Here is a 14,570-nt window from a genome sequence, read left to right as displayed (position 1 = left end):
GAACACCGGTGAACACGGAGCTGGGGGTCCTGTGGTCAAGGAGCACAGCGGCAGAACCGCTCTCGCGGAACTGCGCGAGCGGTTGCGCTACGGGCGGGTTCTCGCCGGGATGAACATGACCCAGCTCGCGGCCCGGGCCAGATTGAGCCGCACCACCGTCCACACCGCCTTCCAGGACGGGAGGCCGGTTCCCTCAGCGGAAACGGTCGCGGCTCTGGGAGCCGCATTGCGTCTGCCGGTGGAGGAACTGCTGGCACTCCAGCGGGCCGCGGCCGAGGAAGCCACCCCGGCACCGGTACCGGAGAAAGGCCCGGGAAAGCCGATCGCCGAGTGGGACCCGCACGATCTGGAGGTACATCCCGCCGGAGTCACCCCCGGCTCCGGCTCCGCAGAGTCAAGGCGGATGCTGTCCGGTTACGTGCACCGCGTTCACGACCGGATCCTCGCCGACACCGCAGGGGACGCCGAGATGGGTCGGAGCCGAATGCTGGTCCTGGTTGGCTCGTCCTCGACCGGCAAGACCAGGGCATGCTGGGAGGCCGTCCAACCGCTCGCGGCCCAGGCATGGAAGCTGTGGCATCCGTTCGACCCGACCCGGGCCGAAGACGCGCTGGCCGAACTCGAACGCGTCGCACCGCAAACGGTGGTGTGGCTCAACGAGGCCCAGCACTACCTCGGCGATCCGCAGGTCGGCGAACGCCTCGCCGCCGGCCTGCACAGCCTCCTCACCGACCCCAGCCGCGGACCGGTCCTCATCTTGGGAACCCTCTGGCCCGAGTACGAGGCCCAATACACCGCCATGCCCAGACCCGGCGGTCCCGACCCCCACAGCCGCGTCCGCGAGTTGCTGGCCGGCCGCACAGTAACTGTTCCCGACACCTTCGACCAGGACGCGCTCGGCGCTGCCGCGACCCTTGCCGAGGAGGGTGACCGGCTGCTGGCGGAGGCTCTTACCCGCGCCGGCACCAACGGGCGGATCGCCCAAGATCTTGCGGGTGCCCCGGAACTCCTGCGCCGCTACCGGCAAGGCACCCCGGCTGTCCGGGCTCTCCTGGAGGCCGCGATGGACGCCCGCCGTCTCGGGCTGGGTCTCCGCCTTCCCCAGGCGTTCATTACCGACGCTGCCACCGACTATCTCGCCGACCACGACTGGAACCAGCTCACCGACGACTGGGTCGAAATGGCCTACACCGACCTCGCCCGTCCCGTCCACGGCAAACAAGCCCCGCTCGGCCGGACCAATCCCCGGCCCACACGGCGTCCCCCGATCGGTCCGACACCAGCCACTGCTGCGGCCCCACCCGCGGGTCCGATGATCCGGCTCGCCGACTACCTCGAACAGCATGGCCGCACCGCCCGGCGTCTGATCTGTCCCCCCGCGTCCTTCTGGCACGCCGCTCACATCCACCTCACCCAGTCCGGCGACCTGAACAACCTCGCCGAAGCCGCCAAGGACAGGGGCCGTTTGCAGTGGGCCCACCACCTCCGCCTCCGAGCTGCCCGAACCGGCCACACCGGCGCCATGATCGAACTGGGCTGGGAGAGGGAACGGGCCGGGGACCGGGAGGCCGCCGAGACGCTCTACCGGCGGGCCGCGGACACCGGCGATCCCGGCGCCGTCCGCCGTTTGGGGCAGATGCGGGAGGGTGTCGGGGACCGAGAGAACGCCGAAGCCCTCTACCGGCAGGCTGCCGATGCCGGTGAAGCCGACGCCCTGCGTGGCCTGGCACGTTTGCGGGAAGCGGTCGGAGATTCAAAAGGTGCCGAAGCCTATTACCGGCAGGCTGCCGACGCCGGTCACACCAACGCCTTTACCGACCTGGTGTTTATGCGAGAAAGGGCTGGAGACCGGGAGGGGGCCGAAGCCTATGCCCGGCAGGGCGCCGATGCCGGCGATGCATTCCCCCTCTCCAACCTGTCGGTGATGCGAGAGGAGACCGGGGACCGGGAGAGCGCCGAAGCTCTCGCCCTGGAAGCCGTCGGCGCCGGTGATGCCAACGCCCTGTTGGAACTGGGGCGGATGCGGGAGGAGGAAGGAGACCGAGAAGGTGCCGAAGCTGCCTACCGGCGGGCCGCGGACGCCAACGGCGGCCTCACCGTCGCCCAAATGGCGTGGGTGCGGGAGGAGGCCGGCGACAAGGCGAGCGCCGAAACCGTTGCCCTGAAGGCTGCGGATGCCGGCGATTTCTACGTCTTGCGCGACCTGGCGCGGATGCGGGGAGAGGCCGGGGACCGTGAGGGCGTCGAAGCCCTCTACCGGCACGCCGCCGACGCCGGCCATCTCCGCTCACTCAGCATGGAAAGGTGGCAGCACGGACTGGACCCGGATGGATCCCCCTCGGCTCCATGGAGCGCGGACCATCAATGACAGGCAGGCGGAGAAGCCGACGCTCCGGCCTGAGGTACACGACCAGGGTGAGCAGCGTCCTGTCATCGCGATCTCATCCGGGCGCTCTCCATGCCGTCGGACGGGCAGCGTTGGCAAGTGCACGTTGACGGCACGGAGTGTGTCGATTGCCGCCGGCCATGTGGCGGGGCTGCGGGGGTTTTTGTGGGTGTCGCGTCGGGCAACCGGTCCAGTTGATTCGGGGTCGAGTGGACCACTCGCTTGGGCCGGCTCGTGCTTACCGTTTCGGGCATGATCGAAAAGCGTGGTGGGGCTGTATTGACCACCCTCCTTCACCAGACTCCGCCACTTCTGCCGACGGACGCCGAAGTGATGACGATGACGGTCGAATTGCCGCCCGGCGACGCGGGTACGCCGCCTCACAGGCACTCGGGGCCGGTCTTCGGCTACATGCTCGAAGGCGAGATGGTGTTCGAGCTGGAAGGCGAGCCCGAGCGGATCATTCGGGCCGGTGAGGCGTTCTGGGAGCCGGGCGGCGACGTCATCCACTATCAGGCGGCCAACAACCTCGCGGACGCGTGGAGCCGGTTCGTGGTGGTCATGGTCGGCGTGCCCGGCGAGCCCATGCTCACGCTCGTCGAGGAGGGCGAGTTGCTCGAGCGGCGAGATCGGCGAGCGGTGCGAGCGGTGCGAGCGGTTTTGTGAGCATCAGGCCTGTCCACTGCCCCGACGCCGACGCGGGCTCCGGCCCTGCTCCGGCACCGACACCGACACCGACACTCAGCCGACCCCGACCGAAGGTCGAAGTGCCACCCATGCATGTTTTCGTTGCCGGCTCGACCGGCGTTCTCGGCCGGCGGGTCGTACCCGCGCTCGTCGCCGCAGGGCATCGCGTCACCGCGCTGACGCGCCGGGCGGAGGCCGCGGCGGGTCTGCGAGCACAGGGCGTCGCGGTCGCGTTCGCGGACGTCTACGACCGTGAGGCGCTCATCCGTGTGGTGACCGAGGCCGGGCCCGATGTCGTGATGCATCAACTCACCGACCTGTCCACGGCCGATCTGGCAGCCAATGCGAGGATGCGTGACGTCGGTACTCGCAATCTCGTCGATGCCGCCCGCGCCGCGGGAGTTCGTCGCATCGTGGCGCAGAGCATCGCGTGGGCGTACGAGGCGGGAGAGGACCCTGCCGACGAGACGACGCCGCTGGACGACGCGGCGACCGGACCTCGACGCGGCACGGTCGATGGCGTCATCGCCCTGGAACGGGCGGCAAGCGAACTTCCCGAGTGGGTGGTGCTGCGCTACGGCCTGTTCTACGGCCCGGGTACCTGGTTCGCGGTCGACGGGATCAAGGCAGCCGACGCGCGGGCGCTTCGGCTGCCTGTCGGCCGGGACGTGTCGAGTTTCGTGCACGTCGACGACGCCGCCGCAGCGGCGGTGGCCGCGTTGGACTGGCCGAGTGGCGTAGTCAATGTGGTCGACGACGAGCCGGCGACTGCCGACGAGTGGGTGCCGGCGTTCGCCCGAGCGGTGGGTGCCTCGTCTGCCGGAGCCGTCCACGCCCCACATGCCCACTGGGCCCGAGGCGCGGACAACCACTTCGCCCGCAAGCACCTGAACTGGACCCCTGCCCACCTCTCTTGGCGATCCGGGTTCGACACCATATAGGCCGGCGCCGGCCCGTCAGGCGGCACGCACGCCCGAGGCAGTCGTCCACGGAATGAGCAATGAGCAATAGGGATGAGCATTGAGGAGTGAGGAGTGCGGAGAGTGCGGCAGAAATGAACGAACGCGACCGCAACCGCGACCGCCCGTCGGACATCAAGGTCCGGCGAATCCTCGTCGCCGACCTGCCCGCGCACCTGAAGGACGTGCGCGACGTGTACCAGGCGGTGTTCTCCGCCGAGCCCTGGAACGAGGACGAGGCTGCGGCCGAGCGCTATGTGCGCCGACTCGATACCGACAAGGAACGCGACGGGTTCACCGTCGCCGTCGCCGAGGATCACAGCGGGGTGGTGGGATTCGCCGTCGCCTGGACGACACCCGCCGTGTTCCCGACCACTCGCAGCTATACGCGGGTCGAGTCGATTGTGGGGGCCGCTCGTACACAGGCGTGGTTGTGTGGCGCGCGGGAAGTGGACGAACTCGCGGTGCACCCGGGCGTCCGTGGCTCGGGAGTGGGCCGAGCGCTGCTGGCGGCGGTCACCGACGACGCCCCGGCCGGGAGGTGCTGGTTGCTGACTTCCGCGCACGTCGACCTGGCCGTGCGCTTCTACGAACGCGCCGGATGGCACCGACTCGGCACCGATGCATCGGGCACCACGGTCTTCCTATCACCGCACCACCCGGCCTTCGACGCTTCCTCAGCACCCCGTTGACAGCCTCGCCGAGCCGGCGCGTCGGCGTCCGAGCCGTGCCCGTCGTCGCCGGGGTCGATCTGCACATCGACCTCGTGCCACGTGGCGTCGGAGCCGGTCGCGCCGTGGAGGACGCGTTGCGCGAGGCCGTGCGGTCCGGTCGGCTGGCCGCGGGGACACGCCTACCGGGCTCGCGCACGTTGGCCGCGGACCTGGGGCTGGCCCGCGGCACGGTTGTCGGCGCGTACACCCAACTCGTCGCCGAGGGCTGGTTGACCGGATCGCCGGGCTCCGGCACGCGTGTTGCGCACGTGAGCGCTCCCGAACCCTCCGGCGCCGGTCACCTCGCGGAATCCGCGCCGACCGAACGTCGTTGGCGGGCCGATCTGCGGCCCGGTCGACCCGACTTCACGTCGTTTCCCCGTACCGCGTGGACGACGAGTGTCCGCCGGGTCCTGAGCCGGGTCGAGGCGGGGGTCCTCGACTACGGCGACTTCGAGGGGACGGCGACCCTGCGCGCGAGCCTGGCTGCGTACGCCGCACGGGCCAGGGGTGCGCGGGTCACCCCGGACGCGGTCGTGATCACCGCGGGCTTCACTCACGGACTCGCCCTGCTGGCACGCGCACTGCACGGCCTGGGGGTAAGGCACGCCGCGACCGAAGACCCGGGGCTCGCGCGGCATCGCGAACTGCTCACGGCAGCGGGTCTGGCCTGTGTACCGCTGCGCGTGGACGAGTTCGGCGCCGATCCGGCCTACCTCACCCCGCAGACGGGGGCCGCATTGCTTACGCCCGCGCACCAACACCCCAGTGGTGTCGTGCTGTCGCCCGCGCGCCGCGCCGAGTTCGTCGCCTGGGCCGGACGCTGTGACGGCTTCCTGATCGAGGACGACTACGACGGCGAGTTCCGCTACGACGGCAGGCCGGTGGGGGCACTCCAGGCGCTCGATCCCGAGCGGGTCGTGTTCGCCGGCAGCGTCAGCAAATCCCTCGCTCCGGGGCTGCGTCTGGGCTGGCTCGTCGTGCCGCCGACGCTGCGCGCGCCGGTGTGCGCGGCGATGCGCGAGAGTGGCGGCGGCGTGTCCGTGATCGAGCAATTGACGCTCGCCGACATGGTCGCGCGAGGGAACTACGACCGACACGTGCGCCGTGTGCGTACGGCGTACAGGCAACGGCGCGCCGAACTCGCCGATTGCGTGGGCACGTTCAGCGGGCTGCGGCTCGTGGGCGCGGCAGCCGGCCTGCACGCGTTGTTGCCTCTGCCCTCCGCCGAGCACGAACGTCGACTGATCGCCGCCGGCGAGTACGTGGGGCTGCGGTTGCACGGCCTGCACTCCTCCGGTTACCGCCATCCTCCCGACGCGTCGGCCCCGGCCGCACTCGTCCTGGGCTACGCCACACCGGCGCCGCACGCCTGGGGACAGGCTTTGGACCTACTCGGCGAAGTGTTGGAGGCGGAGGGATTGCGCGCGCAGGGTTGCTGGACGGTCGATCCTGGCCTTGCGCTTTCATGAAGCGGGACACCCCGCGTGCGGCCGGAGCGGAGTTCCGCCGGACGGCCCCTATGATCCTGCGCATGGACTGGCCGGCGCGAGCCGCGAACCTGAGGCAGTGGACGAACAACGGTGTCCGGGCTCCTCACAAGCCGCTTCTGCTTCTGTACGCGCTCGGCCGCTACCAGCAGGACGCCGATCAGGAGCTTGTCTACAGGGCGATCGAAGCGGACCTCAAGCGACTGCTCGCAGAGTACGGACCGGGCAACCGGAGCACGCCCGCGTATCCGTTCCACCACCTGGTCAGCGACGGGGTATGGGAGGTGCGCACGCGTCGTGGGGCCGGGAGCCCCGGGAGCGGCGTTCGGGAGCTGCGGGATTCCGGAGCCGCCGGGCGGCTGACTCCGGACTTGCGAGCCGCGCTGCGCCGCGACCCTTCTCTGCTCGGTCGGATGGCGCGCACGTTGCTCGACCTGCACTTCCCGCCCTCGCTTCATCAGGAGCTGTGCGAGGCCACCGGCCTGGAACTCGAGTACGCCGAGACCCAGCCGCTGATTCCGGGACGCCGGCCGCGAAGCCAGGCGCTGCGCGAACTGGTCCTGACCGCCTATGAATACCGGTGTGCGTTCTGCGGTTACGACGGTCGGATCGGCGCGATTCCCGTAGGTCTGGAGGCCGCGCACGTGTACTGGTGGGCGCTCGGCGGACCCGACGAGGTGGACAATGCGCTGTGCCTGTGCTCGCTCCACCACAAGCTCTTCGACAAGGGCGTCCTCGGGGTCAGCGACGAACACCGAGTCATGGTCGCGCAGCGATTCGTCGGCCATAGCCCGGCAGCACAGGACCAGGTCGTCTCCCTGGCCGGGCGCCCGCTGCTCGGCCCCCAGCCGGGGACACCCTCGATAGCCGCGGCCCACCGGTCCTGGCACGCCACACAGGTCTTCCATGGACCGTCGCGCCCTGCGATGGCGTCGTAGTCCCGGAGTTCGCCACCGCCCGACCACGTTGGCGGGTATCGAAGCATCTCCACGCCGCGTCTCGGGTTCACACCCCTACGGGTTCGAATCTCGCGCCCTCTGCCGACCTGAACAGGTTCGACGGCGCCCCTGGTTGTGGTGCGGTCGGGGGAACGTCGTTGGTGGGACCGGTTGTTGGGGGTGGGCGTTGGGTAGCGAGGCGGCATGAGACGTTTCGAGGGGTACGGCGTGCTGATAACCGGTGCGGGGCGGGGCATCGGGGAGGCCGTCGGCCGTCGGTTGGCCGGGGAGGGGGCCCGGGTGCTGGTGACCGACCTGGATGGGGAGCGGGCCGAGAAGGCGGCGGCGGGTATCCGGGCGGTCGGGGGTGCCGCCGAGGCGTCGGCCTGCGATGTGGGCGACCGCGGCTCGGTCGAGGCGGCCGTGGCGTATGCGGTCCAGTGCTTCGGCACGCTCGACGTACTCGTCAACAACGCCTATTCCTGTCACCCGGACGCGCCGCTTTTCGAGGACGAGACGGACGAGGTCTGGCACCGGGACCTCGACATCACGCTCACCGGGGCCTACCGCTGTGCCCGCGCCGCCCTCCCGCACCTCGCCGTCGCCCCCGACCACCGCGGGGCGATCGTCAGCATCGGCTCGGTGAACGCCGAGCAGGATTTCGGCAACCACGCCTACAGCGCGGCAAAGGCGGGTCTGGCGAGTCTGACCCGCACCCTTGCCGGTCACGCGGCATCTCGCGGCGTCCGCGTCAACCTGGTCGCCCCCGGCACGGTCGACACCGAGGTCTGGGTCGGGCGCGAGTCCGCCCTGGAGGCCGCCGCCCCGCACTATCCGCTCGGCAGGGTCGGCCGGCCCGACGACATCGCGGCGGCGGTGGCCTTTCTGGCCTCCCGGGATGCCGCCTGGATCACCGGAGTGACCCTCCCCGTGGACGGCGGCATGCTCGGCAGCCGGGTGGGCATGCGCCGTGCCCTGCACGGGGAGTGAGCGCTACCGCCAACTGTCGGGATCGTGTCCAGCTGCGCGGCTGCGGTCCGGGTCACCGGGACCACGGCCGGCGGGGCGTGGTCCCGGCGTGCCGAGCGGACTCAGCCGGCCAGATGGCACACGGGGTGGTTCCTGCACATCCAGTTGGTGCGCCAGGTGGAGATGTAGCGGTAGACGACGGCACCGTTGAGGTCCGAGTAGTAGAGATTGGTGTCGCTGAAGTCGGTGAACACCATGCTCGTGTACGACAGGTCCGCATCGACGACGGTGGCCCGGGTGAGGTTGGTGCCGACGAGGTCGGCCCCCACCAGCCCGGAGCGGGTGAGGTCGGCGTCGGTGAGGTTGGCGCCGCGCAGGTTGGCACCGAGCAGACCGGTGTGCGAGAGGTTGGCGCCGCGAGCGTCGGTGTTGGTGAGGTCGGCGTGGTTGAGGCCCGCGCTGAGAAGGTCGGCGCCCCGCAGGTCGGCGGCGGCGAGGCGGGCATCCGTCAGGTCGGCACCGAGCAGATGGGCTCCGTGCAGGTCGGCGCCATACAGGTCGACGCCGGCCAACGAGCTGTACTCCAGGTCGATCCCCGCCAGATCCGCGAAGGCGAGGTTGGGCACGACGGTCGGGTTCTGCCGCCGCCAATCGTTCCAGGCAGCCCAGCCGCTCTTGAGCAGCGCGACGTGGGTCGGGTTCGGACCGGCGGGTGTGCCGGTCGGGGCTGCGCCGGCAGTCGCGGCCATCGGCACCGCCACGAGGAGGGACGCGAACAGGGCGACTACCGCCGCCCATACACCGTGCTGTACGCGAAGCAAGCGCACGAGGAGCCTTCCTGACGAGCGATCACGCATCCGTGATCGGCAACGAATGAGGAGGACACCACCGCAATGGGCGCGGCCCGCACTGCGGCCCTCGACGGCGCGTCACGGAAAAGCTAGAGCTCCGCCCACCCACCCGAACCTGTCAAAAGTTGCGTCCTACAGGGGATTTGACGGCCGTTCGGACCAGCCGCGTCCATCGTCGCCTTCGCCTCTCCGGCCTTCACCTCTTCGGCCCCTCCCATCTGCGATGGACCGGTCCCGGGCCCGATCGGGTCAGAGGTCCAGGACGAGGCGGGGGGAACGGGCTCGGGAGACGCAGGTGTATATGCGGTCCGGTGGGGCGCCGATGTCGTCGCGGTGGTCGGGGGTGCCGGCGAGGACGGTGAGTTCGCAGCTGCCGCAGACGCCTTCGCGGCAGCCGGAGGGGATGGCGTGGCCGGCGTGGTGCAGGGCGTCCAGCAGGGTTTCGTTCGGGGCGACCTGAATCGTCCGGCCGGAGCGGGCGCATGTCGCCTCGAAGGCCGTGTCGGGTGCGAACGTGCGGGCCGCCGGCCGGAAGCGCTCGGCGTGCAGGCGGCCGGCGGGGAACGCGGCCTCGGCTGCGGTGAGCATCGACGCGGGGCCGCAACAGTAGGTCAGTGCACGGGGGTTCAGGTCGGCCGCCAGGGTGGCGAGGTCGAGTCTGCGCCGATCCTGCGTGGCGACGAGGTGTACCAGGTCGCCGTAGGAAGCGCGGAGTTCGGTGGCGAAGGGCATGGTGGCAGGTGACTTGCCGGTGTACACGAGTGTTGCCGGGACGCCCGCTTCGACGGCTGCCCGGAACATCGGCAGGATGGGGGTGATGCCGATGCCGCCGGCGAGGAACAGGTACTCCGGGGCCGGGACGAGCGGAAAGTGGTTTCGTGGCAACGAGACTTCGAGGGCTCGTCCGGAGCGTAGGAAGAGGTGGATGTACTCCGATCCGCCTCGGCTGAGCGGCTCGTGGCGTACCGCGATGCGGTAGCTCTCCCGGTCGGCCGGGTCTCCGCACAGCGAGTACTGCCGGGTCAGGCGGTTCGGCAGGAGCACATCGAGGTGCGCGCCCGGCTCCCAGGGGGCGAGCGGCTCTGTGGTGGCGCGCAGGACGAGGGAGACGACGTCGTCGGCCACCCGGTCCACGCGGTCGAGCAGGGTCTGTTGCATGGAAGTCACCTTGGGAAGTTGCCTTGGGAAGTCACCTTGGGAAGTCACCTTGGGAAGTCACCTTGGGAAGTTGCCTTGGGAAGTTGCCTTGGGAAGTTGCCTGGGGAGGTCGCCTCGGGGAGCTGCCCAGGAAAGTCGCCTTGGGGAGTCACCCGCGGAAATCACCCAGGGAAATTGCCGTGGGCCCCGGGAAGTCCCCTCGGTGCGCTCGGTCAGTACAGGTTGCGGTAGCCGAGTTCGAGGCCCTGTTCGATCAGGTTCGGATCGATGTCGAGTCCGAGTTGGGCTACGGCGACCTCACCCGTCGAGGGCAGTTCCGCGGCGAGGGCCTGGCTCGCGGGATCCCACAGCCGGGATCGGATCAGCGCGCGGCCGCAGTGGAAGTAGGCCTCCGCCACCTCGACGACGAGCGCCAACTCCGCCTCCTTGCCCTCGATTTGCATGCGGGTGAGCACGTCCGGCTCGTCGGTGGGATAGGCGCGGCCGTTGACTCGCAACGTCTCCCGGAGGCCGGGGATGAGGAACAGCAGCCCGATGCCGTCGTTCTCGGCGAGATTGCGGAAGGAGTCGGCGATCTTGTTGCCGGGCCGGTCGGGAATCGCGAGCGTGTGCTCGTCGAGGACCTTTACGAAGCCCGGATAGTCACCGCGGGGTGAGCAGTCGGCGCGGCCCGCCGCGTCCGCCGTGGCCAGCGCCAGGAATGGGGAATGGGCGATGAAGCGGTGAAAGTGTTCGTCGATGCGGTCGAGAATCTTGGCCTCGGTCATGGCCTCGGGCTCCCCGAGCCGAGCGCGGACCTCGTCCGGTGGCACCCGTCGGGGGCGCGTGCGGGCAGGCGTCATCGAGGGCTCCTTCTGCAGGTTCTCCAGAGTCGAGCGATGGTGGGCGCGAACGGCCCGCCGGCCGGGCCGGCGGCGGGCGCGCGTTCGTACCTTCCTGCGATCGTCGTTTCTCGCTCCGAGGCAGGTCAGGGCACTATTGTGAGCAATTATTCAGTTCGCGCGCTACTCGCTTTTGGCGTGGTCGACCAGGAGGTGGCATGACATCGGACCGACGCCGGCTTCAACCACGTAAACAGCCCCGTCAGATCCGGGCCGAGCTCACCCGGCAGCGCATCCTCACGGCGGCTGCTCACGTTTTCGCCGAACACGGCTACGCCGCCGGCACCACCAACCGGATCGCCGAACAGGCCCGGATCTCGATCGGCTCGCTCTATCAGTACTACCCGAACAAGGACGCGATCCTGGTCGAGCTGATGAGCCGCCACCTCGACAGCGGCATGGTCGCCACCCACAGCCGCCAGACCGGTGAACTGCCGGAATCGATCGAGGAGATCATCCGCGTCTTCGTGCGCATCGCCATCGAGAACCACCGCGAGGATTCGCAGTTGTTGCGGGTCATGATCGAACAGGCGCCCCGATCCCCCGAATTGCTGGAGAAGATCCGTCGACACGAGCAGGTGCGGGTCACCTTCGTGCGGGAACTGTTCGACGGCCACCCCGAGGTCCGCATCGAGGACACGCACACCGCGGCCCGACTCGTGGTCTCGACGGTCGAACTCGTCGTGCACCAACTCATCGCCGCACCGGAACCGATCGACATCCCCCGGTTCGAGAACGAGCTCGTGGCCATGCTCACCCGCTACCTCACCGCCGAGCCGGCCGGGGGCGGGTAGCCGTGCGTACATGGGTGGCCGTCGGCCTCCGGGAGCCCTGAGCACACCGGTGGCCGTGAGCACGCGGGGAGCCGTGAGCACGCGGCCGGGACGGCCCGGCGGGACGGGCGCAAGCGATGCTCGGTCGCCCAGGTCAGGCCCGCGTGCGCCCCTCCACGCGGGCGTCGGCCCGGCCCTCCCGCGCGTTCCCGTGGTTCGGGGTCGAGGGCACTTCCTCCGGGCCCGCTACCGCGAAGCGGTGTGCGGCCGGGCCGGTGTCAGGGGATGCGCCATTGCTGGGACTTGTTGCCGGGGGTGCACTCGGCCACCGACAGGGCCTTGCCGGGGCCGTTGTTGGTCAGGCAGTTCTGGCCCATGTAGTCCTTGATGTAGACCGCGCCCGAGGTGGGGGCGTCGGACAGCCGCCAGTTGGTCGAGTAGCCGAATGTGATGGCGAGTTCGGGGCGTGTGGCGTTCCCGTACGGCTGGCCGAGGGCGGGGCCGCTCAGGCTGCAGGTGTTGAAGGTGTCCCAGGTGGAGACCGAGTGCACCCAGCCGAACTGGGAGTTGCCGCCCATGATCAGCTCCTTGCCCTGGGTGGGGCTGTCGGCGGCGAGGCCGATCCTGCGTCCGTCGGCGACGCTGGTGATGGCGCCCCAGCGGTCGCCGCCGCAACCCTGCGGGACGCTCTGGGCCGGGGGCGAGGTGGATGCGGGCGGCTTCGGTTGCGTGCCGCCGCCGGGATTGCTGCCGCCTCCACCGGGTGAGCCGCCGGCCCCCGCGGACGTGGAGCCGTTCGCGCCGCCGGGAGGGGGTACCGGGGCGCCCGCGTTGCCACTGCCCTGTGCGGTGCCCGGGGGTTGGCTTGCACTCGCGTTCGTGCTCGGGGTGCCGGTGGCGGCTGTCGAGGGCGGCGCCGAGGCCGGTCCGGGATCGGCCGCCGCGCCTCCGGCGGTCCGGCTCTCGGTTATGGCCGGTTGCGCGTTCGGCACGTTGCGGTCCGCGTCGGATCGGCCGGAGAAGGGCTTCACGAACAGGACCGTGGCGACGACCCCGGCAATGACGCCCAGGACCAGCAGGACGGCGGCTATGCCGTGCCGCTTCCAGGCCCGAGTGTTCGCGGGTGTCGTTGTTGTTGCGTCGCGCGGAGCGGAAGTGGCTTCCGGCGGCGTCGAAGGGGACGCCGGGGCGGGGATCGCCTCGGAGGCGGAAGCGGAAACGGAATCGGAAGCAACGGCGGCAGCGGCAGCGGCGGAATCGGAGGCGGGAGCGGATCCGGAGGCGGGAGCGGGAGTAGATCCGGCATCCGTCGCAGGAACCGAAGCGGACGCCGGTACGCCGGGCGACGAAACGTGCGCAGCGACGGACGCAGCGGCCGCAGCCGATCCCCCGGGCGCGCTCGGAACGCCGTCCGCCGCTGCTCCCGACACCGAACCGCCGGGCGCCGCCGCCTTCGCAAGGTCGGTCCTGCCCGAACCCGGCTCGACCCCACCCGCGTTGCCTGCGGCCACGGCCCCGGCAGCCGCGTTGCCCGCCACCGCACCCACGGAGCCGCCGCCGTCGCCGCCGGAGTCGGACCCGGACGCGGGCTCGGAGGAGCCGCCGCAGGATTCGGACGCCGAGGAACCGCCACCGGAGTCGAAAGCGGGCTCGGGCCCGGAGGAGCCGCCGTCAACCGAACCCAAACTCGCACCAACCGAGCCCCCGGAAGCCACACCCCCCAAGCCCGATCCCGAGCCCAACCCCGAAGCCGCCGCCCCGAAGCCGGTCTCGACATCGACAGCCGCCGCACCCGCGATGCCCGAATCCGCCCCACCCACCCCCACATCCCCGACGGGGGTCACCGTCACCGCCGTCACCGCCGTGACAGCCGCCTCCGACCCACCCGCCGCCACCCCGCGCACTGCCTCGCGCGCCGCCGCGCGGGCCACCGCCGCCATCTCGGCCGCGTCGGCGTACCGCTCCTCCGGCTCCTTGGCCAACGCCTTCGCCACAAAAGCGCGGACCGCTTCGGGGAACGCCGCCGGGAGTACGGGCGCCGGCTCCCGAATGTGCTTGAGCAGCACCTCGAACACCGCGTCACCGGAGAACAACGCTTCCCCGGTGAGGAGTTCGTAGCACAGCACGCCGATCGCGTACTGATCGGACGCAGGCACCGCGCCGCTGCCGCGGGCCTGTTCCGGAGCGATGTACCGAGCCGTGCCGAGCACCGCGTGCGAAGCGGTGAGCTTGGTCTCGGCCATGGAGCGGGCGATGCCGAAGTCGGTGACGGTCACCCGGTCGTCGGCGCCGATCATCAGGTTCGACGGCTTGACGTCGCGGTGCACGATGCCCCGCAGATGCGCCGCGTGCAGCGCGTCCAACGCCTGGACCACAATGCCGAGCACCCGGTCGACGGGCATGACCGCACCGCCGCCGTCGCCCGCACCCTCCGCCATGACCGCGTCCAGCGTCCGCCCGGCGACCAGTTCCATGACGATGTACGCGACGCGCGGCTCCGACCCGCTCTCGCCGTAGTCGTGCACGTCGACGATGCCGGGGTGGTCGAGCGCGGCCAGCACCTTGGCCTCGCGCCGGAAGCGCTCGGCGAACTTGACGTCGGCCAGCAGCGCGGGCAGCAGGAGCTTGACCGCGACCTGCCGTTCGAGTACGCGGTCGTCCGCCCGCCACACCTCGCCCATGGCGCCGCCGCCCAGCCGCTCGGCCAGCGTGTACCGGCCGCCCAGCACCGTGCCCAAACCCCACATGCCCCGCTCCCCCGTAGG

General features: G+C 70.5%; 12 protein-coding genes. 8 read left to right on the top strand and 4 right to left on the bottom strand.

Features of this window, described 5'->3' with window-relative positions:
- The first annotated feature begins 31 nt into the window (after window positions 1–31).
- The 7 genes from ACFZBU_RS27125 to ACFZBU_RS27095 all read left to right on the top strand — a co-directional run bounded on the left by ACFZBU_RS27125 (window position 32) and on the right by ACFZBU_RS27095 (window position 8,163).
- Window positions 32–2,368, top strand: coding sequence for a hypothetical protein (locus ACFZBU_RS27125; protein ID WP_391586279.1), 2,337 nt, complete (start codon window positions 32–34; stop codon window positions 2,366–2,368).
- A 270-nt stretch (window positions 2,369–2,638) separates the two neighbouring features.
- The gene (locus tag ACFZBU_RS27120) at window positions 2,639–3,052 is read left to right on the top strand and encodes a cupin domain-containing protein (RefSeq protein WP_391586560.1); all 414 of its coding nucleotides are present in this window, start codon (window positions 2,639–2,641) and stop codon (window positions 3,050–3,052) included.
- Window positions 3,053–3,162: 110 nt separating this feature from the next.
- Window positions 3,163–4,014 (top strand): NAD-dependent epimerase/dehydratase family protein, encoded by an 852-nt coding sequence (locus tag ACFZBU_RS27115; RefSeq protein WP_391586278.1) that lies wholly within the window; start codon window positions 3,163–3,165, stop codon window positions 4,012–4,014.
- Window positions 4,015–4,127: 113 nt separating this feature from the next.
- The gene (locus tag ACFZBU_RS27110; protein ID WP_391586277.1) at window positions 4,128–4,724 is read left to right on the top strand and encodes a GNAT family N-acetyltransferase; all 597 of its coding nucleotides are present in this window, start codon (window positions 4,128–4,130) and stop codon (window positions 4,722–4,724) included.
- A 35-nt stretch (window positions 4,725–4,759) separates the two neighbouring features.
- Window positions 4,760–6,217 carry a PLP-dependent aminotransferase family protein gene (locus tag ACFZBU_RS27105; RefSeq protein WP_391586276.1) on the top strand — a complete coding sequence of 486 codons (1,458 nt, stop codon included), beginning with the start codon at window positions 4,760–4,762 and terminating at the stop codon, window positions 6,215–6,217.
- 62 nt (window positions 6,218–6,279) lie between these two features.
- Window positions 6,280–7,173, top strand: a complete 894-nt coding sequence (locus tag ACFZBU_RS27100) for a phosphorothioated DNA-binding restriction endonuclease (RefSeq protein WP_391586275.1) — start codon at window positions 6,280–6,282, stop codon at window positions 7,171–7,173.
- 204 nt (window positions 7,174–7,377) lie between these two features.
- Window positions 7,378–8,163 (top strand): SDR family NAD(P)-dependent oxidoreductase, encoded by a 786-nt coding sequence (locus tag ACFZBU_RS27095; RefSeq protein ID WP_391586274.1) that lies wholly within the window; start codon window positions 7,378–7,380, stop codon window positions 8,161–8,163.
- A 101-nt stretch (window positions 8,164–8,264) separates the two neighbouring features.
- Here ACFZBU_RS27095 and ACFZBU_RS27090 read toward each other — a convergent pair whose 3' ends face one another.
- The 3 genes from ACFZBU_RS27090 to ACFZBU_RS27080 all read right to left on the bottom strand — a co-directional run bounded on the left by ACFZBU_RS27090 (window position 8,265) and on the right by ACFZBU_RS27080 (window position 10,993).
- A complete protein-coding gene (locus ACFZBU_RS27090; RefSeq protein WP_391586273.1) occupies window positions 8,265–8,969 on the bottom strand; it encodes a pentapeptide repeat-containing protein in 705 nt (234 codons plus the stop codon).
- Between the two features lie 273 nt (window positions 8,970–9,242).
- A complete protein-coding gene (locus ACFZBU_RS27085; RefSeq protein WP_391586272.1) occupies window positions 9,243–10,151 on the bottom strand; it encodes a PDR/VanB family oxidoreductase in 909 nt (302 codons plus the stop codon).
- A 212-nt stretch (window positions 10,152–10,363) separates the two neighbouring features.
- Complete coding sequence (locus tag ACFZBU_RS27080) at window positions 10,364–10,993, bottom strand: MSMEG_1061 family FMN-dependent PPOX-type flavoprotein (RefSeq protein WP_391586271.1); 630 nt, start codon at window positions 10,991–10,993, stop codon at window positions 10,364–10,366.
- Between the two features lie 197 nt (window positions 10,994–11,190).
- Here ACFZBU_RS27080 and ACFZBU_RS27075 point away from each other — a divergent pair, with 197 nt between their 5' ends.
- Window positions 11,191–11,826, top strand: coding sequence for a TetR/AcrR family transcriptional regulator (locus tag ACFZBU_RS27075; protein ID WP_391586270.1), 636 nt, complete (start codon window positions 11,191–11,193; stop codon window positions 11,824–11,826).
- Between the two features lie 257 nt (window positions 11,827–12,083).
- Here ACFZBU_RS27075 and ACFZBU_RS27070 read toward each other — a convergent pair whose 3' ends face one another.
- Complete coding sequence (locus ACFZBU_RS27070; RefSeq protein ID WP_391586269.1) at window positions 12,084–14,552, bottom strand: protein kinase; 2,469 nt, start codon at window positions 14,550–14,552, stop codon at window positions 12,084–12,086.
- Window positions 14,553–14,570: the final 18 nt, after the last annotated feature.

Origin of the sequence: Embleya sp. NPDC008237 (assembly GCF_042956465.1) — a bacterium.
In the GTDB taxonomy this organism is placed as follows: domain Bacteria; phylum Actinomycetota; class Actinomycetes; order Streptomycetales; family Streptomycetaceae; genus Embleya.
The sequence above is the reverse complement of the archived record's forward strand: the minus strand, read 5'-3'. Positions and strand labels throughout refer to the sequence as shown.